Source organism: Pseudoalteromonas sp. 0802, assembly GCF_013350085.1.
In the GTDB taxonomy this organism is placed as follows: domain Bacteria; phylum Pseudomonadota; class Gammaproteobacteria; order Enterobacterales; family Alteromonadaceae; genus Pseudoalteromonas.
Genome location: NZ_JABVXE010000030.1, coordinates 1 through 23053 on the forward strand (window position 1 = coordinate 1; position 23053 = coordinate 23053).

General features: G+C 45.5%; 8 protein-coding genes and 5 pseudogenes. 5 read left to right on the top strand and 8 right to left on the bottom strand.

Features of this window, described 5'->3' with window-relative positions; all coding sequences use genetic code 11:
* The first annotated feature begins 165 nt into the window (after nucleotides 1-165).
* From HUS61_RS20100 to eexS, 3 genes and pseudogenes are all read left to right on the top strand, one after another.
* Nucleotides 166-1065 (top strand): hypothetical protein, encoded by a 900-nt coding sequence (locus tag HUS61_RS20100; protein ID WP_055022198.1) that lies wholly within the window; start codon nucleotides 166-168, stop codon nucleotides 1063-1065.
* Nucleotides 1028-1123, top strand: a pseudogene (locus HUS61_RS20105) (transcriptional regulator); the annotation flags it as partial. The gene HUS61_RS20100 and the pseudogene HUS61_RS20105, both read left to right, overlap by 38 nt.
* A 57-nt stretch (nucleotides 1124-1180) precedes the next feature.
* A complete protein-coding gene (eexS, locus tag HUS61_RS20110; protein WP_012368351.1) occupies nucleotides 1181-1612 on the top strand; it encodes an entry exclusion protein EexS in 432 nt (143 codons plus the stop codon).
* Nucleotides 1613-1644: 32 nt separating this feature from the next.
* On the opposite strand, the pseudogene HUS61_RS20115 reads toward eexS, so the two are convergent.
* Nucleotides 1645-3048: pseudogene (locus HUS61_RS20115) on the bottom strand (conjugal transfer protein TraG); the annotation flags it as partial.
* On the opposite strand from HUS61_RS20115, the pseudogene prfC reads away from it, so the two are divergent.
* A pseudogene (gene prfC / locus HUS61_RS20120) lies at nucleotides 3047-3592 on the top strand (peptide chain release factor 3); the annotation flags it as partial. The pseudogenes HUS61_RS20115 and prfC overlap by 2 nt on opposite strands.
* A 219-nt stretch (nucleotides 3593-3811) precedes the next feature.
* On the opposite strand, the gene HUS61_RS20125 reads toward prfC, so the two are convergent.
* The 7 genes and pseudogenes from HUS61_RS20125 to HUS61_RS20155 form a co-directional block, all read right to left on the bottom strand.
* Nucleotides 3812-7474, bottom strand: coding sequence for a CshA/CshB family fibrillar adhesin-related protein (locus tag HUS61_RS20125; protein WP_175083534.1), 3663 nt, complete (start codon nucleotides 7472-7474; stop codon nucleotides 3812-3814).
* 2 nt (nucleotides 7475-7476) lie between these two features.
* Nucleotides 7477-10407, bottom strand: coding sequence for a hypothetical protein (locus tag HUS61_RS20130; RefSeq protein WP_138740235.1), 2931 nt, complete (start codon nucleotides 10405-10407; stop codon nucleotides 7477-7479).
* A gap of 10 nt (nucleotides 10408-10417) precedes the next feature.
* Entirely contained in the window at nucleotides 10418-10993 is a 576-nt protein-coding gene (locus HUS61_RS20135; protein WP_055022194.1) for an OmpA family protein, read from the bottom strand.
* Nucleotides 10993-17247 (bottom strand): DUF11 domain-containing protein, encoded by a 6255-nt coding sequence (locus HUS61_RS20140; RefSeq protein WP_055022193.1) that lies wholly within the window; start codon nucleotides 17245-17247, stop codon nucleotides 10993-10995. Before HUS61_RS20140 ends, HUS61_RS20135 begins: the two co-directional genes overlap by 1 nt.
* A 141-nt stretch (nucleotides 17248-17388) precedes the next feature.
* On the bottom strand, nucleotides 17389-20289 hold the full coding sequence (locus HUS61_RS20145) for a DUF11 domain-containing protein (RefSeq protein WP_220094668.1): 2901 nt from the start codon (nucleotides 20287-20289) through the stop codon (nucleotides 17389-17391).
* 179 nt (nucleotides 20290-20468) lie between these two features.
* The gene (locus tag HUS61_RS20150; RefSeq protein WP_175083536.1) at nucleotides 20469-20936 is read right to left on the bottom strand and encodes a hypothetical protein; all 468 of its coding nucleotides are present in this window, start codon (nucleotides 20934-20936) and stop codon (nucleotides 20469-20471) included.
* A gap of 102 nt (nucleotides 20937-21038) precedes the next feature.
* Nucleotides 21039-22204, bottom strand: a pseudogene (locus HUS61_RS20155) (IS256 family transposase).
* Nucleotides 22205-22367: 163 nt separating this feature from the next.
* Here HUS61_RS20155 and HUS61_RS20160 point away from each other — a divergent pair.
* A pseudogene (locus tag HUS61_RS20160) lies at nucleotides 22368-22976 on the top strand (tyrosine-type recombinase/integrase); the annotation flags it as partial.
* Nucleotides 22977-23053 lie beyond the last annotated feature (77 nt).

Below are 23053 nucleotides of genomic sequence, written 5' to 3' on the forward strand. Positions count from 1 at the left end.
ATAGAGTACCACCAACAGGCAGTTGATCTCTTCTCACCGTTTAACCATGAGTGGTGCACTTATTATCTGAATTCGGGGGTTTCAACTCATCGAAAGTTTATTGAATATTTATATTAAGTGAGTAAAGCTCTGAGGTTAACTTTCATGGCGAAATAAAGGACTAATATGCTCAAACCTAATGAAGGTAACAAATATGTTTTTAAAATAATTAACTTTAAAAGTGCTTACCTCCCATCATATGATGAAGTAGCTTATTTATTACATCTCCCAAATAACTTTCGAGGTATTATTGATTATGCTCAGTCATTTTATGAAACTAAACTCCCAGTAAGTAAAAGTTCTATTTCGACTTTATCAACTAAAGGCATAGGGAAGCCTACCTTCAAAAAAATTGAAAATTGGTTTTTGTCCTTGTCACCTAGTATTGTCCACATTTTTAACCCCAAACTTCTCAAGAAAAATTATAAAGCTGTAGTAGTTGGCTCAAATGCAAGCCATTTCTATTCTTGTGTTGATAGTTATAAATTTAGCCTTAGGGCTAATAAAAACGATAATGAATTAAACGTATTAATGGACTGGCTTGAAGAACGTTCTAATGCAGACTACTTACTGATGAGTGAAATTCATAGAAAGGCAAAATCAGAAGTTATTAATAAAAATGATCCTAAAGATATTTGGCTATTACAAAAAACACATTGGCATGCACAAAGTTTAGTACCATCCAGACAGATCGAAGTTCTAGATGAGTTTTTTAAGTCAGATAAAAGAAGAGAAAACTATACGTTCGATGAAGTATTAGCTATTGCAGGAGCATCTTACTATTTAACATTTGATTTCTACTTATCTGCAATTGCCAACTATGAAATAGGTCTTCAATTCTACTACGAGAGGTTAGATGAAACCTGTAAAGATAAACAATACTCAAGTTTCTTTACTGGAGTACTGAATACATTCATTGAATCTGACGAAGTTAACAGCTGTTTCGATGCTGCACTTATAGAGCTAAAAAAATTTATATCATCGAAAATTAAACTTGACGGTATCACAACAGCGCATTCAGCTTAAATGCCCTGTGTGTGAGATTATGGCCGAGCAAACCACTAGAGCACTTTTTGAGAACTAACATGCTGATGCATGATTTGATTGTGCACCGCCCGTGCACTTTGAGAGTACTAAGAAGATGACAAACTTACTTAAATCTTTAACAGCACGCTGCTGGTTTATATCACTGGGGCTTTTTCTGGCGACTTTGGCTGCGGCTCATTTCTTTCCATCAGAAATATTAACGGCATCTGCCAAGTTAGCGGCTTTGCCATTTCTGTTCTGCACCGTCGTTTTTTTCAGCTACTTGGGATTCAAAGCGACCTGTAATCCCATCGGACTTATAGCCATAATCACTATGCTTGTAGCAATCGCATATTGGCAAGCGAGTTGGACAATTGTTGGTTTGGGACTCTTTTTCTTAGCTATTTGTACTGGAATTAGATTCTTGAGTAGCCAAGTTAAAGATTCGGGTAGAACTTTGAGCATTGAAGAAAAATGGTATTGGTATAAGCTCCATTCGTTTTTTGATGGCTTTTATCCAAGGTATCCCAAAAAGCCAAAAAAATAGCCAGCCAACCACAAGCTGGCTACCTTCTATTTTCAGTTCCTTCCTGATGCCTGGTTATAGGCCCTAATATCGATCAAGTTGTTCAGAGCATAATCTCCCGCAAGCGATGCATTTGAGATCACCGCTATCTGCTTATCCACAAATGCTTTATCTTCTTCGGACACACTGTCAGGAATGTAAGCGCCACTCTCATCCTTTTGACGATACTCATTTAGCATTTGCTCCCTTAGACCTAGCATTTCAGGCGACCAACTCGATGAGTCTTCAGAGTTGAATACGCGCCCCGCCAAACCTTCATTGAAAGCTTGAGCAAACACTTGACTTTGAATCGGGGTCAATCCCATTCTCTGCCCTTCGCTGTATGCTTCCTGTTTAAAATCATCGGCGTACTGTTCTAAGAACTCACCGTATCGATTGTTAACTGCCGCACCGAATGCCCCAGCCAACATGGCTTCAGACTTAGTGCCCCAGTTAACTTCGGAGGCATACTGCGAACTCGATCCACTGTATGCATCATTAAACGCCGTCAATGGATTTTCCAAAGAGGTTCCGGCATCAACGGCGGCTTTTAAGCCATCCCAGGTTGATTTGCTGGCCACCGTAGCGTTGTGCAAGAAACCTCGTGAGCCAGGATCTTCAAGCGCTTGTTCTTTGTAACTCTCATAGTCTTCGCCAAAGTGATTCAAGGTATGCAGTGCTGCATCAGTATGCTTGCCACTGAAATCACCAATAGCACTGGCGCTGTTGAAGAACATTTCAGCACCAGAGACTCCGCTATCATCAGCCATAATGCGAGATCGCCACTTAGAGCCAGCTTCACTGTTTAGTCCAGATTGATAGGTACTTGTGTCAGAAGCTACGGCCTGCTGGGCTTGTTACTGATGCGCATTCAGCTGTCCATCTACACCAGAAAGATTGGTTTGGTAAGCAGATTGAGCCGAATTGAACTGCGTTTGAACTGTTGCAGCATCCTCATAGCCTCCCAGAACACCGGATTCAACTTGGCTTTGAGTGCCACCAAAAGTAGGTGCCGTTGATGACAAGCCTTCATTAGAGCGTGGCTGAATAGATCGTAAATCGGCTCCGGTAGCCATGGCCATAACAGTCATTGCTGCTTGATAGTCATTGTCTCGTTCAGCGGGCGTAGAGGAGTTGCTATAGGTTAAAGACTCCATAGCTGCGGCCACATACGCCTGATTATCATCAGGTAGCAAGCGCTGATACATTGGAAGGTTTTCACGTAATCGGTTACCTGCTTCAACATGCTGGTTCATATAGCGACCTAAATAATCCATGACGTCAGGATTATCCGCTGCTAATCGAGTTAACGTCGCACCATCCGTGTTCCTTTATCCTGATAGACTGTAGCTGGCCTGATCAAGCTCACTAAAGCGGTTTGATGCCGTGATAACGTCTTGTGCTGAACTCTGAAGTGTTGCCGGTGATCGTGAGCACGTAGATGAAGCGTGGCCGGGCGATATTATTGGTTTGCATAACCACGGGACGATTCAAATTGGGGATACGTTCACATGGGGCGATGAATTCAAATTCACCGGTATTCCAAACTTTGCGCCTGAGTTATTCCGCCGTATTCGTTTAAAAGATCCGTTGAAGCAGAAGCAATTATTGAAGGGTTTGGTGCAGCTTTCAGAAGAAGGTGCGGTACAGGTGTTCCGCCCGTTGGCTTCAAACGATTTAATTGTGGGTGCCGTGGGTATGCTGCAGTTTGATGTGGTTGTGCACCGCTTGCGCGCCGAGTACAAAGTAGAAGCGCTGTACGAAAATATTCAGGTTGCCACCGCGCGCTGGGTATATTGCGATGACGCCAAGAAATTCGAAGAGTTTCAACGCAAAGCGCAACACAACCTCTCCATCGACGGCGGTAATGCACTAGCCTACATAGCGCCCACCATGGCGAATTTATCGCTCACGCAAGAACGCTTCCCGGAGATTACGTTTACGCACACCAAGGAAGTTTAGAAGATGGGGTCGTTGTCCCTGTTCTCTGGCACCTTTTTGAAGATGGGGTCGTTGTCTGTGTTCTCTGGCTCCTTTTCAACATCAGTTGAGGGACACACAACGCAGACAACGACCTTTACTTTTCTAAAGCATAACACTTGGTTTGGTAAGCGCTAGAAAGTTCAGCTAAAGCCGCATAGTAATTTTGGTGCCAGAGAAACGCGACAACGACCCCATTTTCTATAATGCCGAGCAGCTCGCCCCAACCGTATTTGGAAGCAAGCCTTTCACACGAACATCGAAGCTAAGCTCACCGGTCTCGCCTGGGCCCAACTGCCCCGTAAACTGCCATTGCAATCCGCCTTCGTATCCTTGAGCATTCGCTCCATTTGGAGTTGCAACTTGGCAAGCCGATATACCACTCGGCAGCGTTCCCGGACAGGAAATTGGCTGAGCAAGCTCAGTGAAGGCTGGTACTTGGTCGTAAATTACAACCTCATCCAAATCCATTGTCCCATCGTTAGCAAAGAAAACAGAGTAGCGAATTACATCACAAGGCTTTGCCTGGTTGCTCAATAAGCCTACAGTATCTACATCATCGGCTGTACCGCTTACACCATCGGGACCAATATTACGCACCAACTTATCCAACCGTAAGCGCCCACTCTGCACACCCGTATTATCAAAAGCTACAGCCGAATCCACACGCGCAGTTCCCGAAAGCGCATTATCAGCAGTAATCTGAACTTGATGAAACGCACCAACTGGTGCATTTGCTGGTACAAATACCCGCAGTACTAAACAAATTTCATCACCCGCCACTACGCTTATATTCGTTATTGGCGCGCCCACACTAACATTCTGCGAGCACGATAGATCTTGATACAGCGTTTGCGCCCAATCTAACGTATTTGGCGATTGCGCCTCCACAGTAGCGGAGAAATCTACAACACCTGAAGTTTGTGCTTTATAACGATGATAATAATTGATAGACGAGCCCGGCTCAGAAACACCTTGGTTATCCGGCTCAAGCACAGATTTAGGCACAACACCAAAATTAATATCTTCCCAAACCGTGATCGCCGAGGGCACCACAAAACTCATTTGCCCATCGTCGGCGACAGCCGAATCAACAATGCCCGTGCCCGCATCTTCACTAACCAAGAAAACGCCACCCGCCGGTTGCACCAAGATACAAGCTTGGTTACCAGAATCAGCAATATCAAATTTCAATTGCCAACTGCCATCACCCGCAGTAACCGTTCGCGCAAGCTCGGGAGCCGATGTATTACATTCACCTGGAGCGGTAACGCCAGCAAATGCCCGCACCAACGCCCCCGCAACGCCTACTTCAGAACCATCAATTAAGCCATTATGAGCCGTGCCTGATCCTGTGCCATTATCATTGAAAACCATACCGCGAAGCGTTGCGCCATCAGGCTCGAAACCAATATTTATCTCATAATCTTCAATTTCGCCATCAAGCGCTAACTGGTCCGAAAACGGGATATCTTGCTCACTCGAAAAACGGAAGCGGGCAAACGTGTTCCCCAGTTGAGCATTCGGCGGTACGAATACCTGAACAGTAATGATACCATTTACCGGATTAGTATCCGCAGCACCATTATCTCGCAGGTTGATCACAACATGCTCGCCAATGCCGTTAAATGAACCATCTTGGTTCCAATCTATCCACCCTTGGAGGTAACCTGAACCTACAGTTGCCTCATCTACTTCAATACTGATTGTCGTCTGTTCTCCCGGAACAAAACGAGCAGGTAATAACACGCCTTCATCTTCAACGTGAGCATCCGCATTCGCAGAATTTGTTGGCCCAAGCCGAGGGCTAGGTCGAACAGCCCCGATAAACGGTGTATCCGCTTGCGGCTGCCATGATGCCTGAGAAATCGATGTTATAGGTGTTGCGGTACTTGGTTTACCGCCCGCAGTAGCCTCATAACGAAGATAATGGCCACCACTATCAGGGTATGATGCGGGCAAGTCGCCAAAATCAATCTGTACCGGAACACCAAAACCGATAGCTTGTATTCCGGGATCTATCAACTGCTGCGAGGTAAAAGAAACATCACTTGTTACCGCTAAAAACGAACCACCACCACTACCAGCAGGCGCTACCCGAATTTGTTGGCCAGCAAGCTCCCACGCCATACTTATATCAGCACCAGGAGAAACTTCAATTAACTCCCACGGGGCGCCATTCGAGCGCATTACTAACTGCTCACCAGCATTCGTACTTTCGGCATCTACCACTACCAAATCCATTGGTACTTGAACACCATTAACGCGCTTTTCCCAAACAATATCAAAAGAGTGGCCTGTTCCTGATAAATTCGCCAAACCTACCGGATTCACTCCCGAATACGCAATTTGAAACGCATCGCCAGCCCAAGTGCCGGAAACATAAGGCTGCAGTGGCGCAGTAATATTCCCCAACAAGGCGCGAATTTCTACATTCCCAAATTCCCAACGCTTCGAAACCCAATCACCCGGATTAAATTCATCAAGAGTGCCGCAGCCCCAATCTAACCAATACATAGTGCTTAAAAACGCTCCGGAACCAGAACTAGCTAAGCCAGAGCCAGTAATATCGGTTCCCGTTGGGCATACTTCTGGTGATTCAATAACTTGCAGATTTATCGTAGCTTCATCATCTTCCACAGGTGTCCGTGGGCCGTTACCTGGCCGTGAATTTGGATCTTCCCCCGTACCCGAAATAATTTCCGTAAACAAAGCCCGAGAGCCTGGAGCGTTTGCTATCCCTTTAATCTCAATAGTCCGTGTTTCATTCGCAGGAAGAAAGCCAATAGTCCATAATCCTGTACCTGCATCGTAACTACCCTCGCCCACAGCTTCGGTGAAGTTGAATAAATCGGAAGGAAAAGGGAACTCTACCTGAACTGCGCCTGAACCTGCGGGCCCTTGGTTTTCTACTACTAATTCAAATACCGCTTCTTGGCCGAACTCAAATGAAGGCGTTCCATCAATAAAGCCCCCCGAAATTTCAACATCAAGCGATAAATCAACATCAAAACTCCAAGTACTGGAGAGAAACCCAAAAAACGCGGCACTGTCATATCGCCCATCCACGGAATCAGCAATAATTAACGAAACCCGATACGTTTCCCCTGGGGTAACCGGCTCAGCAACCGTTATTGGCGAGGTAAACCCGTTCAACGCGATATCGGTTCCAGCAGGCGTTGCGAGTAAATTCTGCCTATAGAAAAGAGCACTACCACATGTTCCCGACCCATTCGGGTTAGGTTCGCCAATTGTAGAACCGTTGATATTATTGATAGTAATCGTGGTACCACTACCTGGTTCTATGGCCATATTCTTGGCCGTTGTAAATTCACCACCCTCGATGAAAATACCAAAGGCATCATTAAACTGAGAACACGCATAATCAGGGTATTCTTCAGAACCAAATACAAGAGTAAGGTTGAGTCGGTCCCGTTCTGGGGTTACGTCAAAAGAAATAACCACAGGGTCGTTCGTGGCTGTTGATTGCACCACACTTGAAAGCAAGGTATTAGCACTCGTGCCTAGTGCTTGATCAAGGAAAAAGCTCGCTGGGCTAGCTATGTCATTCACAGAACCGGTAGCAAGCAAAATACCTTGGGTAATACCAATCGAAGGCCCTGCATTCTGAAAAAAACCTATTTGCTGTCGGTTAACATTACCTGAATCGGTTAACCCGTGCTCAACAACCAAGTTCTCAATGATAACATCGCTAAATTCTGCAGGTCCCAAAAGAGCATTAGTCATTTGCGCCCTGCCCGCAGGTGTATTGAACAACGCATTAATGTCTGCTGCATGTACAGCCGATAACAACGATATTGATCCAGCAGCAAGAACCGCGGCTTTAACTGATTTTTTTTTCATTTTTAGCGCACTCTCAATCCGAAAATGAGTATGGCCTGCTCACCGGCCTGCAATACACCGATATCTGCCTGAATATCGCCAACACCACCATCATTCGGTGTCGTTACATCCGCATTACAGGAACCACTTGGGCTACTGCAATTAAGGGCCGTCTGGAAATAAGTGGTATAAGCTTGAGTTCGGTCGTTAATCAGTACATTAAATACCGGCTCAGCACTTTGATTTCGAGCCGTTAAACGATACAGAACACATTGCCCTGGGTGCACCGGGAAAACACTAGTGCTAAAGCAGCTATCACCCGTGCAGGCCAGCGGGCCATCAGGAACACCATCACAATTACTATCCAAGGCTTGCTCTTTTAAGATAAGCGTGTTTCCTTGGCTCGTTGATGTACTATCAGTAACCGAACGTTCTAAGGTATCCGTGCCTACAGTAGTAGTGAGCGTAATCGTTTTAACATTAATATCCCCAAGCACCGCCGAGGCAGGAGCAAAAACTCGTACATGCACGGTAATTGATTCGCCAGGTAAAAGAATTTCATCTCCATTATCAGTTCCTAAAACGCCACCTAAAGGTATTGTTTCATCTTCTGGACCCCAAACGCCGTTACCATCATCTTCATACACCAATACAGCCCAACCATTGTCATCTTCAGCCTGTGGCGTTGCTGTGAGTTGAATACTCGAAAGCGGTACAGTTCCTGTGTTTTTAATCTGATGGGTATAACTAACACTAGAACCCGGAACAACTTGGTTAAATTGATCTGGGGAAAATGAAATATCAGGCGCGCCGAGTATTTCTACCGCATCCAATTTAATATCTTGTGCGGCACTCAACAACGATGACGCACGAAAATACAGATCATATACATCAACCTCAGCATTTGCAGCCGTTTGCACATGCGCACAAACCAACTGGGCTGAGCCCGCTGGAATAATATCAGTTACATCAATCGCGTTACTCAGAGATGTACAATCCCCAGCCCCACCATCGCGATAAAAACTCACGAGCCACCCAGGATATAGAGTACCAGCCGCAAAGTTAGTGTTACTTGCAGCGAGTTGATATTGGTCTTGACGATCACCTGTGTTATTCACATACAAGGTAAACGTTCCAGTATTACCCGGTATTAATGAAATCGTGGTTACTGCAGTTGGTTCCGGGCCTACACCTGCACCAGGCGCGCTTCCAGCACTCAGCGGCAAATTATTCGTGATATCAACCGTTGCCGGTACCACAGAAAGTAAGATATTACTTACCGCATTGGTTACAGTAGTATCAACATTAGAGGTAGCTGCTAACGTCAGTTCATAAGGGCCACCTACTGCATCGGCCTGCAATTCCACTTCAACAACTACAGGTAAACCACAACGGGTATTGTCTGCGCTCGTAACAAAACGGCCAGAACACGCACCGGTATCAAAATTAGGCAAAGGTATAGGGCCGGTATCTACTCGGCCACTGTTCGAAGTATCCAACAAAGGCGTTGCGCCATCTGCTTGTAACACACGTACAATGGCGTTATCAGGAAATGGGTTTGCTAAGCTAGCGCCAACGCGGTTCAGTGCCCGATCAACATTTAAATCAAAGGTATCAACACCATCACCTGTGTTCCAAATATAGTTAGTAAAACGAATCACCGCGCCTTGCCCAGCTGCCGCGATCTCAACGCGATTTCCCGAATCCAAACTATCATCCACACCGATGTTTATATCAGTAGAGCTATCGTTCACAACCACGCTTGGAGCAGTGGCGGATGATTTTATTTGAAAAGGTACTACGTTGGTATCAAACGGGGTTATTGCGCCACCTACAGGCCCTGAACCGCTTTGCGCATACACAACGGTATTGTCTTCATTGTTATAATAATACCCTGCAATATTCAGTATCCGTCCACCAGTCGAAATACCGCCAACAACCTGTACAGCAAATTCGATATAACCTTCGCCACCAGGCGGTAACGTTGCTAATTCAAACCGCACTCTATCCTGACAATCTACATTTGCAGCTGTGCCATCATATGCACAATAGGAAGCGGGTTCGGTTCCTCCCCCCTCGACGCCATCATCGTCATCAGTTAAAGCGGTATTACCCGTTTGGCTCCAGCGGCCAGAACCAGGCACATACTCAAACCCACCGGTTTGCGGTTGGCCTTGTCCATCAAAAAAAGTTGTCGGTAAAATATCTTCCAATACCACCGACGAGGCTGTGAAATTAGAAACATTTCGATACGCTAAACGCACCGTATAAGGGCCACTGGGGGAACCTCCAACACGCACAGGCATTGATTTCAAAACCTCGATTAGAGGCCCTTCAATAAATTCAACACTATCAACTACCGTTTGGTTTAAGGTATTGTCATCAGAGCTAGTTGCTTCAAGTTCTATGGCAGAAAGTAAAACCGAGCCAGCAGCCCCATTCGCAATCACTTCAATCACTAAACCCCAAGTTTCACTTGGATCTATTGAGTTTGTGAGGTTGGGTAAACATGCGCTGCCATCATCACTACTCAATAAAATTTGACCCGGGTCAGGCCTGCCATCCAGATCAGTATCAGCATAAACGCGCCACTCTGAAACTTGAGCATCCACCGCGCTCACACAAATCTGATATCTATCAGCAACATTACCAATATTCGAAATTGTGTGTGCAAAGTATACCGGTCGATCAGAAATAGCAGGTAAGCGTTGATCAGTTAAAAACTCAAATGCAGGCACTCCCTGAATTAAAGTTTCAACTATATTAGACGTAATACTCCGCTCTTCAGTGGCCTGAGAGCATGAGTCGTCGATGCAAGTACGGTATGTTGCCGATGCTTGGTTTTTAATTACCGTACCAGCGGGTACTACGTCCGCTACCGCGGAATAGGATAGCCCACTGAATAATACAACCAATATAGTTGTGAAAAACCACCTTGTTATTTGCATCGCCACTCAACTTCCCCTATCGAATTGGTTCCGGCGCAACAAACGCCTCTTCATCTGCATCTTGAACTACTCGTAGCGATAACGGACGCCCGTTTGAATCTAAAAGCATCAGTTCTACACGGCGGTTGTAAACTCGTTCAGACACATTGTCATCCGTTGAAAGCAACATTTCCTGACCTGCCGATCCTGTCACCATACGATCTCGTGAAACTCCGTTTTCAGTAAAGTAACGGATCACTGCTTGTAACCTTTCATTGGCTAAACTCAAGTTATAATCAGCATTACCTAACTGGTCGGTAAACGCCTGCATACTGATTTTGTACTCCGGGTTCGCTGCCATGATGTCTAAGTTTGGCTGTAAGCGCAGCTTCTCAGCATCGTTTAACTCGCCCCTATCAAAGCCAAAATAGACCGCAGGCTCCCAACGCGTGGTAATCTCCTCTATCATGGAGTTTACTACCACCACAGAATTAAAAGGCGCTTGGGGTGCTTCACACATTAAATCGTAATCAGCATACAGTTCATCCATACTGGCGCAACCTGATAAAGCCCCCACAAGAAATAACATGCTCAATAATGGTTTCTTTTTCATTAGTTTGCTCCAATAAACGAACGTATGCCGGCAGCTGTATTGCCAATCCAGGCAAAATCATCAGCGCTAATTTTATAATCCAAGCCAATATGGAGGCCTTGCGCATTATAGCCTTCAGGATCTAAATCATTATCTTTAAAGCCACGTACATTATAACCAACACCCATACGCAGATTCTTTCTAATCAAATAGTTAGCGCTTATTCCATAACTAAAGCGTTGCTCATTCTCATCACGAGCACTCATAATACCAGCGCGAACATCGATATCTAAACGCCGAGTCACACCCCAAATAACCCGACCATCAGCAATATAAATAGCATTGCTTAGCGCTAAATCATTTTGCTCAAATGATTGCCACTTACCACCAATTCGGCCCGACAGCACAAGATCGGCTTTCAATTCCAAGTTATGGTGATTGCTTAATACATGAGCAACGCGATCTGGCCCTAAATCGCCGCCCCAATGTTTACGCCATTGATACATGAACATTGAATGATGCTTGTTATCGAGTCGAGGCCGACGAGCAAAACCAAGCGTTACAATATGATCGCCATTTCGTGATTCTGTATCAGAATATTGAACCCGCATATCATTCCGAATCACACCTGACCAATTCTGCGAAATACGCCAAATATTGGCCAAGGAAACACCGTAATAACGGCGGCCGTTACCGAACCGAGTTTCAACTCGTCCAAGCGTTCGCCGATTCGCCGACCGAATATCCTCGAAACCTAAAGAATATGCCGTAGCGGCTTGGCTCTCATTACCATCAAGTACCCGAATCCATTCCACCGACGGGCTCCAAGTTAACCCTGGTTCGATTTCAAAGGCAGAACGAACACCATTCGCTAACGCTACGTCCTGCCCATCTTGGGCACCACGCAAGCGGTATTCAGAGAATAGGTCGGTATTACTAAATGCCCGCGTACGAACACCCGCAACAAACTGCTCCGTTTCTACATCCGAGGTAATTTGATTCATTCCCGCAATGCTATTCAAGAACTCATAACGAGCATAAAAACCTGTATTCTGCGTAATCGCCAGATCAGCATCTGCGGCTATCCGTTGCTTACTTGAGTCGCTAAACGCTTGCTCATATTCCGCACCAAGCGTTAGCGGTTTACCAAACACATCAAAACCACTCGCCAGACCTAAAATATAAGTGCCAAAACGATCATCCCCGTCAGTATCCCGCTGCTCAATAGCACGCGAACCTACGGTAGCCCGAACATTATCAAACTGGCGTAGCGCGAGAAAAGCAACGCTACTTTGTTCTGCATCAGTGCTCAAATCTTGTGTTTTTCGAGCTTCAAATCGAGCAGAAGTTCGTGAAGAAATTTGCTGTTCATGTTCAGCGCGCAGTTCTTCTCTAGCTTCACCAATACCTGAGGTAGGATTACGGAAGCCATCATTAGCGCGAGCCCAACGAATATCAGTAAAGCTGCCGTTTTCCCATTGGTGTTGCAAACCAACGCTCAAAGCATCGCCATCTTCATCAATTAGATTTTGCATCCGCCCGTATGAAGCAAAAGCACGCGTGCGATTCCCCAATTCATAAAGCGAAGTAACACTCGATAAACTATAACCGTCAATATCATGTGAGTTCTCAGTGAAGCTGCCGCTTAGGGTCAAAGAATCAGAAAGCTTATGCTGCAAGCGCGCACCATACACATCGTAATCCACACTGCTACCATCAACATTGTAGGTAATACGTAAAAATACAGGGTTGAACTCATCGTCAACTGAGGGAATGACATCAAAGAAACGTAAATCACCCGTGAAATAATTTATCGAGTAATCAACGCCTCGGCGCAGCGGCCGTGTCTCTATAACTAATCCAGGATTATTTCTATCGCGAACAATAAATTCTATAATTTCAGATTCACGAACTGGCGGCGCTGAAGTTTGGTACAACAATGCCGTACCGTTACCCCGAATTTCTTCAGTTACTTGCTGATAATCAACTTTCGCACCAAACAACTGAAGCCGAGTCGTTTGATTATCAAAAGTGAGATTGGCCCCCGTTAGAATTTGCTGAATACGCCCAACATCTTGGAAATCCGTATTCGCATCAGTAACAAAATCGCCCCAAAGTAACGAACTCGCACCACGTTCTACACGAGCATACACACGGCTTTGGCTTTTTGCATCATACCCACGAATAGATGCATCACCAGAAACCGGATAATAATCACCAGGGTTAAGATCACGGCGTATCTCTTCTTCATCACTCAATGCGCGTTCGCTATCAAAAGCCAACGTTAGGGTTGTACGTTCACCTACAGAGCCCGTTACAAACATACCGCTCTCTAAACCCGATTGTTCTTGTTCGATTGATTCAATATCGGCTGGAACATCACCATTATTGGTAAAATCACCCCAAACTTTTTTCGCTGAAATATAACCCGTAGCGAAAAGTTCTCGGACTGGTGTTATTTGCTGCACCGCAATACTGTCGTTCAAATCGTTAAAGCGAGCATGCACATCTCGAGAGCCTGTTTGAAAAGAGCTAAGTAGATGAATAGTCCCTTTCCCATCAACTATGCGTACCTGTTGGCCCATGGTATCCGGTTGCAAATCCGCTTCCGCAAAACGTAAATCATTACCTAATAAAGTAACTACATTAGAACCACTTGCGTGATAGCCCTCACTATCAAACAGCTCAATTGTAATCGGCATACGAGTTGTGCCGCCATCAGCAAAAAACGGTTCATCCTGAGCGGTTAACTGCAGGGCTTTTGCCGATCCCGGGCGCACAATCATAGTATCAATAAGCGTGCGTAAATTACCAAAGGGGTCTACCGCTTGAACAACAACATGGTTCTCGCCTGGCGTAAACTGCAAGCCATACCAAGTTACAACTTGCCCTTGCTCAGAAATATTTTCGATTTGCTCACCGAGCTGCTCTTTCGCTACTGCCTTGCCATTAATAGTCAACTCTGGTGTAACGCCCGCTTGCACAACAACCTGCAAACGGCCATCGCGGCTAACGCCGTTTTCAGGCCACAGTACCACGCCTGCTGTTGCTTGTTCACTGGTAATAATACGAGCTTGATCAACAGATTCAAGCATCTCAGGAGCATCGGCCAACGGTGAAGTGAGTTGCCCTTCAGCTATTGAAGTTTGTGGCGTCTCGCGCTCAGCAGACCGCATCGGGTCCAAACCACGGCTCAACGTTTCATCGTAAAAGCCACTACCTAAATCACCACCAGCACCGGCACTTCGAATACGTGTTCCAGCAGCTCTGTTGCGCAGAGGATCATTGGCGAGAATACTATCGTAAACCCACTCACTATTTGCGTTTTCTCTACGCGCTTCAATATCCGCCCGCACACGAACGATATTCCGAGCATCAGGGCACGCAATGGCAAAATCAGCTCGATGCATTTCTCCGGGTACTAAATCAACGAACCGGCTTGTTCCATCTCCTGCGTGACGTGTTGTGATCGGTTTTAAAGTAACGCCAGCCGGCATTGTGGCAGGGTCGACAGCAAGTGTTTTTAAACCTGGGCGTAAACCGTGAATACTAAACATGCCATCTTCGTCGGTTACTACCCATGTTCCATCTTGTAGATACAAACGTACACCAGGAATAACCCACTCACCGAGCTCCTGAGTACTTGAGCACGTAGTATCTACAAACACCTTACCAAATATAATACCGCGATCAGATAAAACTCCCTCGTTCCGAACCGTCACTGAAGCTTCTGCTTCATTTGATGTAAATAAAAAGCCACCCTCGTTACGAGCAGTTACATTGGCTTGGTTAACTAATCGACCATTATTTACAGCTACCGACGCGCGCATTACATACGTAATATCAAGCGTAGCACCTGGCTCCAATAATAAATTCGCCCCGTTTTCATCACGTATTCGAGGAAACACTAAATAACCGCCCTCATCACGAACGGGATCTGGTAACTCTATCGCCACACCGTTCCCTACTGTCATTCGAGCGGTCCCTGATTCGTAGCGAAGCCCGTAAGCAGGCTTATCAACGATGCGGAAACCTAACAACGGAACAGCGCTTGAGTTGCTAATACTCAATCGATAAGACACATAATCACCAGCAGCAATAACTTCGGTATCTACCGTTTTCTCTAGAAACAATTCACCCGCCACAAGTGAATCTTCAGGGTCTAATGGAATATCAGGAAACCAAGCTAAACCAAGAGAAAAAGCCCCTTTTGAGTCCCCTTGTTCGTTGGTAGTGGTCATTCCGTCGCCAACAGGCTGTAATCTACCACCGTCACCGAGGTAACCAATTAAGCCATAAGAATGCTCGCCTAAGTTTGAAGAAAATGCGCGTAAGGAAATAGGTGAAACACTTGATGGAAACTCATAGCCATCAGGCGGAGTTACACCAATGTAATAGCAATGGTCTGTTGCCGCACGCGCAAAACTGTACAATCCATCGGAATTCCCACTTCGGTTCATGCTCCCACTATCGAACGCAGGAATTACCTCACCAGTAAATCGATCTCGAGCAGGTTCAAAGTCTTCCGCAGTAAGCGATGCACATGCACTAGGGCCTGCATTCGAGAACACTTGCTTCGATTGAAACAAGCTTACCAGTGCGCCATTAACCGCTTTCCCCGAAGACGTATCAAAAACACGCCCCGAAGGTTCAACTGCAGCAACATCAGAAACGCGAATCATGCGTTGGCCAAAGCCAGCAGCCTGTTCAACTGGCACATCAAACGTAACATTCAGAATATCGCCAAAAGCGCTGTTCAAATAACAACCTTGGCCTAGAACTTCGTTGGTAGTAGTAGTAGATGTGAATTCGAAAGCCGATGCGGCAGTTGCACTGCTCGAACATATTTCACCATCGGCTGTACGAATACCGCTAAGAACCAATGGTTGCAAGCTTCTAAATACACCTGAATTCCGTTCAGTTTCTTTCATGACTACTTGAACCGAATCACCACTCAGCTGTGATTCAACCCGTGCTAATAAAAGTTCAACGCCATTTTCGTGAACGAAATCGTGTTTATCAAGATCCCGATTTAGTTGAGAGGCTACTAATCGAAGAAAAACACCATCCAGCAACGCATCATAACTTTGCTCACCGGGCATCGAATATATGCTGGTATCCATAAAGTGAGCATCATTACTATGTTTCACCTGCCCACTTGCCACCATTTCTGGCCGAGCAGATTGAAAACGAATCTCGGGTACATTCTGGGCGGCTACTGAGTTACACACTCGATTCGAAAATAAAATGTCACTGTTCGTACCCGAAAAGTCAATTTCAGCTTGGTTGTATATCATTGTGTTATTAGAAACACCGGGCTCTATTTGAACCGCAAAAGAAACACTACCCGATTGGTTAGGCTGCACGTTCGCAACCGGAATAAGCAATCCAAAACTCACGGCGGGAACCGTGCCATCCCAACTCTCGTATGGCTGCCAGTTTTGCGATTCAGAGCCACTCAAGCGCACCAATGGAATAGCTTGAATAGGTGAAACATCTAAATCTTGATTAGGAAGTAGGAAAGTATTTGCTGGAATTTTATCCTCCAACACAACGCCTTGATAAGGCACACCGTCAAGTGAAATCGTCCGCGGGCTTGGAAGTGAGGTGCCTGTATTAGAAAATTCAATGCTGTAATGAATCAACTCTCCGGCCGTTAATGGCGCTTCACATTGCTGGTGAGAGAATTTATTTAAAGTAAAAATCGCACCTTCACGAACAATCGCTTTATCGGTAACTGCTTTAACATCGCTCGCATCATGCTGCGATGTTACCGTCACTAATATATCGATTTCATCATTATTCCGTTGATTAGCTCGCGTGTTACCGAGTACAACGATATTAACACTAGCGTCAGGTTCAAGATTTTGAATAGAACTAATTTCTGGTTCGCCAGCATCCACAACACCGTTAGCATTCACGTCATGGTAAGCACGTAAATTTACTAATTCGCCATCATCACCTTCAAGGTTTTCAAACAAAAGCGTGTAGCTATCAATAGAGTTTCCAGTGTTGGTAACAATGTGGTCAAAATGAACTTGCTGCGCGGGGGCAACATATTTTATCTTCTCGTCATCAAGAATAAAACTATAGCTATGTCCAACCATCACTCGCGAAGTATTCGAAATCACTTCATGAGTAATGCCAAACTCTTCGTCATAATAAGAAGCGTGCGCTTGATTGTATATTGCAGTATTCGGTGGCGTATTTGCATCCACTGCAAAGCTTGCCAACAGCAATAAAGCATAAAACGTGTAGGTTGCTACTTTCCACATGCCTGCACCATCCAGGTAACAAAGTTATAATTTTAGTTTTTTATTTCTTATTTTTTAATAAGCTCTCGTTCCAAGAGCGCATTAAAAAATAAAGCCGTTGCACACACTGTATTCACACAGCGCGCACAACGGCTTTAAGTATTAATTAACCACTACACAGAATTGAGCTGTGGCTTGGTCACCCGAAGGCAAGTTACCTACATTCCAATTAACTTCAGGAGCTGTACCACTATTAGGTACAGCATTACCATCAGATAAACGAATTGCATCACGAGCATTCTGGAAGGTTGTAAAGGCAGTTGTTGCATCAGAAATCACAACGTTTTGCGCTGCTGCACTACCTTCGTTCACCGTTGTTAAGCGCCAAACAATGCACTGCTCTGGTAATACCGTTCCACTTGGATTTGCTTCAAACAAGTTATCAGCTGGCCAAGTTGGCGATCCACCTGCACATGCACAGCTCGTGTCAACGAAAGCTGATTTTTGCAAACGCAACTGACCAACAATAACTTCAGAACTATCTATTGCTGTGCCTGTAACGTTGGCATTCGAAGCAGTTAGAGTAAACTGATCGATATTGCCAGCTGGTGCTGCCGCTGGAGCATACACAATTACACGTACATCTAAACGCTGTGCAGGCTCTAAGGTGATTACAGGGTTTGCACCACTATTATCAACCTCAATCTGCATAATCGTGCCAGAAGGTGAACGAGCAAATACAGTACCTGTAACTAGGTTATTAATCTGCACCCAAGCATCAGGTTCGCCATTGCCGGTGGTATCAACAAACAACTGCGTGTTGTTCGACCAACCATCGGCAGCCAAGCTATTTTGGCCTGTAATTTCAAGTGCTTCTGTTGAGTTACCAATGTTTGCGATTATGTGTGAATACGTTACATTACCGCCCGGTTGAATTTGGTTCGCACCATCCGGAGTTACATCAATATTCCGATTAGCCGTAACATCAACCGCATCAAGCTTGGTATCGGTAACAGCGCCATCAGAAGTAGAGGCAACCGTGAAAATTATCGGATACGCACCACCAATATCATCACCGTTCACACCACCCACAGCACCTGTAAACTCAGCAAGTGATTGCGATACCACTGCAGATACTTGTACAACTGCTTCATAGTGATAAACCGCGCCACCTGGCAATGCCGGTGAAGAAGAAACCGTATTCCCGGCATTTGCAGCATTGTTAATAACGCCATCGCCGTTCGAATCAATACCCAACTCACGGAAAGTTACCGACCATCCCGCAGGCAAAGTTGACTGTAAGAAAAACGATTGCGAATTACCCGAGTTGTTCGCTAAGAACAATGGGAACGTGGCTGTACCACCAACCTGTGCGGTTTCTGTCGTGATTGGTGTAGTTGCACTAAATGCATCAGCATCCACGCCAGCATCAACAAGATCAACACTATAGCTGTTTGCCAAATCCACTGTTGGAGCTGAGATTTGACCTAAAACTTCAAGTTTAGTGTTACTGGCTGGAGTGGCCGAAGGATCGTTTGCTGATGTAGCACGCATAGTCGCAACAAAAGGTCCGGTACCAGAAAATCCAGCCGGCAGTTGTGCTTTTACTTGGATACGTAAACTTGCGCCTGGAGCCAGCTCGCCAGTATCAGCACGGCCGTTACCATTGGTATCGGTTAACTGCACTGTTCCTGCTTCGTTCCAGAATGAGAACTGTGTACCCGCAGGGAACACTTGCGCACCCGCAGGAAGCGCAGTAGCGCCGGCATAAGCCGCACCTGCGTCGTTCAAAAGTTCAAAATCGATAATGTCTGTACCGTTACCATTGTTGGTAATCACGTTAGCAAAACCAACAGTAGAACCAGCACCAGCAGTATCTTGACGCGCGATATCGTTAACTGAGCCATCGTCGTCCGCTGCATCACCAGTATCCGATACATCAACCGTGTAGATTTGGCCTACAGTAGTTGTTGTGCTATTCGAAGGTACCGGATCATTTGGAGTACCACCGCCATCAGTATCACCTTGCGCAACAAACACGTTACGAATTTGTGAACCTGCACTAACTGCCGTTGGGTCAAATGATACTGTGAAAGTAATTGATACCGTAGTACCCGGAGCCATCGAAGCATTGTTGAAGAAAATACCATCAACCGCAGTTTCACCCGATATACCGTTACCGTTCATATCAATGCCCGCAGGCTCATCAACTTCGGTTAGCACAATAGTAGTAGGATCGCTTGGTATTGCCGTATCAACGCCGGCGGCATCACGGAATGTATCGCCATTAGATGCTAACAAACCATTAATTGCATTTACTTCCACAAAGCTACTATTAGTCGGAATAGTATCGAATATATTTACATTCTCAGCCGTATTCCCACCCGTATTAGCTACTTGTAAGGTATAGCGAACAGTGTTAGTGGCTGCGTTTACTACCGCTGTTTTAGTTGCAACTAAAACGGCATCCGTAGTAACCGTAACTACGTTGTTTAGGCTATCGTTACCATCAGGTGTACCATCGCTATCTGAATCATAAGTACCAGCATCGCTGTTCGTTCCGATATCGAGAACCACACCCGCACCACCGCCAACAGATTGCACAAGTATAGTGGAATCTATTTGTGTACCTAGCGTTGCTGCCGCAGGAACAGGCACAGCAAGAATCAGCTGTACTTGCTGATTTGGGTTTAACGTAACTTGAGTAACAATAGATTCGCCCGCATCTGGCAAACCATTACCGTTCTGGTCCAGATACACGCTGTAGGCTGCACCCGGAGTTGCTGCATCAGACCCAGCAAAACCAGAGAGGTTAAAGGTATCGATTGCGTTACCTGTATTTACAAGGGTATGGCTAAAGTAAACCGTTTGCCCTGGTGCACCATTCAGGTTGCTATCGTTTTCAATTGTTGCTGAATATACTTCAGCTACCGTAACAATTGATTCATTTGATTGAGCCGAGTATTGATTACCGTTAACATCCTCATAAGTAATGGTAGCTCTGTTTCGAATATCGGTTCCCGCAGGCGTAGCTGCCATTGCAGATGCTTGTGCAACAAGCATTAACAAAAGCACACCTAAAGCAAGAACAAATCTTCCAACGTGAGAGCTGTTGGACTTAAAGTTCGTCATAATTTATTTCTCTATTTTTCACGAAAGCGCTTAGCACCAAGGGCTTTTACTATTTTGAGCGAATAGAACTACCAATTCGCTCTCTAATACACACAACAAACCGTTAGCAATTAGTTCACCACTACGCGATATGTAAATACGTGTGTTTCTCCGGGTTGAATTCCAACTAAGGAATTCCACCGAATTTGAGTGTATTCATCCGCAGATATTTCTGTTTGCGTGCCAGAGCTATCTGTAACAATCAGAGGCTCAGCTGCAAAAGAAGTCCCGCCATCAATACTCACCTCAAGAGAGGTCATAATTGAAGCGCTTGCAGAGTTAGCTATATAAGTTGTTTCGGTTGGAATAGGGCCTACAATACGCAACCCTGTTTTTGGGCGTTCAGATACATTCGTGTAACGCAGCTCATATTCGATAACATCATTTGGGGAAACCGCGTTAGTTTCCTCGCGGATTTCTTCTGAATCTTCCGTTACAATGCGGTAAGTTACTAGTTCACTCTCTATATCCGCTATTGCCGCGTTCGATACACCTAATAATGCACCTGCAAGCATAAGTGTTAAAAGTATTCTGTACACACCTCTACTCCTTGATTAATTTTTCACAGTGTTGATTTTATCAACAATGAAAAGATAAAGCAACAATTCGTCTGTAATTTCCAGTTTACCCTCTGATTTCACCTATTCAGCTCCATCCATGGTCAGGTACTTTTTACCAGAGCTCCATTCGTCCGATATCTCCATAATCACCGCTGTGACTAATCTGAGGCAAGAGGCCTCGTTTGGAAATAAAGTTGCAACGCGCGTACGGCGTTTGATTTCTTTATTCACGCGCTCAAGTGCGTTGGTTGTTCTCAAACGGCGACGATGCCCCGCAGGCAAAGCTAATACAGCTAACCCTTCAGGAAGCGCCGTTTCGGCCCATACTGCGAGCTTAGGCGCGCTTTTCTCATACTTCTTACAGAGCAACTCAATGTGGCGTTTTGCTTCATCCGGTGTTTTTGCATCAAAGACACTGCGAATGTCGTCCGCCACTTGTGCTTTCATGGCCTGCTTGGGCACATAGCTTTGCGCGTTTTGTTGCAAGTGGAACTGGCAACGCTGCCACGGTACACTCGGAAATACACTCTTGCGTGCCGCTTTTAGCCCTTCATGGGCGTCGCTAACAAAGAGTTTCATGCCGTGCAGACCTCTATCTTTCAGGCTGAGCAAAAAATCTCGCCAATGGACTTCTTGCTCTGAAAGCGATACCGAGCAACCTAAAAGCTCTCGATGTCCTGATTCATTGACGCCCATCGCGACTAAAACGGCACAATCAATTACAGAGCCACCGTGTCGTACTTTCTCATAACGTGCATCAAGCACGACATACGGGAAATTGCCAAGCGGCCGCTCTCGCCATTGCTGCAAATGTACATCAAGCTCATGTGCGGCGCGACTTACCTGAGTAGAGCTGATTTCAAAACCGCACAGCTCTTCAGTCACACGTGCCACTTTACGCGTCGACACGCCTTGCACATACATTTCTGCTAATGCCAGCTTCAGCGCTTTCTCAGAGCGTAAACCTCGCTCTAAACTACTTGGATAAAAATCCGTGTCGCGGGTTTGCGGTATACTTAAATCGAGCATCCCGAATCGGCTCTGTAGCGACTTTTTCTTATAACCGTTGGCGTACCTTGGCGCTCTTCTGAACGCTCCCAGGGGCCTGCTCCAAGGTGCCGCTCTCGCTCTAACCGCATGGCTTCATTGAGTAAAATACTGATCGCTTCGGCTGTACCGTCCAAGCCTTGCTCAATCAATAATTCCAAAACATCGCCAATCGATCTATCCTGTATATCGCAGGTCATTGTGGTTCCTCTTTCAATTTACTTTGGTCGGTAAATCAAAAGGATAAACTTTGACCTGCACCTTTTCCAGCTCAGGCGAAATTACAGAAAGAATGATGCACTAACAGTGAAAAAGATAGGATATATGTCAAAAGGCATATACAACCACTAAAACCCCATGATTTATGACTGGCTGATTGATGAACCAATTTTGGAAATTAACGCTGCCGCTGGGATCACAGCAAAAAAGGTCGGCGGTAAGAAAGGCAAACGAACTCGGGTGCTAAATGACAACGAGATCAGGATACTTTGGCGCTATTTGCACGAGTCAAAAATCACTGAGAAGAACCGCATCTACATAAAACTGCTTCTGCTATTGGGCGGTCGCAAGGGCGAACTCATTCAAGCTGAAAAGCATCACTTTGACTTGCAATCTGCAATGTGGACAGTGCCTATAGAGATCCGTAAACAAGGTGAGAAAATTGGAGCGCCAATCATGCGGCCATTGATTAGGCCTGCTATTGAGCTGATTGAACTGGCGATGCAGATGAGTAAATCAACTTACTTGTTTCCCGCGAACGGACAAGAAGAGCTTGCCACAAATGGCTTTGATACCACTATTCCTAACAATGTGAAAATCTGGGCTCGCAGATCGCTTGGTGTTGAGATGGAACATTGGTCTATGCATGATCTTCGCAGAACGATGCGAACGCGTATGTCGGCCATCACGACGCAAGAAGTTGCCGAGTTGATGATTGGCCACAGCAAAAAAGGGTTGGATGCTATCTACAACGTAAGCGTAACTAATAGCACACATTAACGGTAATTGGTTTTCTCGGGTGGATCAATTTTGTTGACCATTTAACCGGC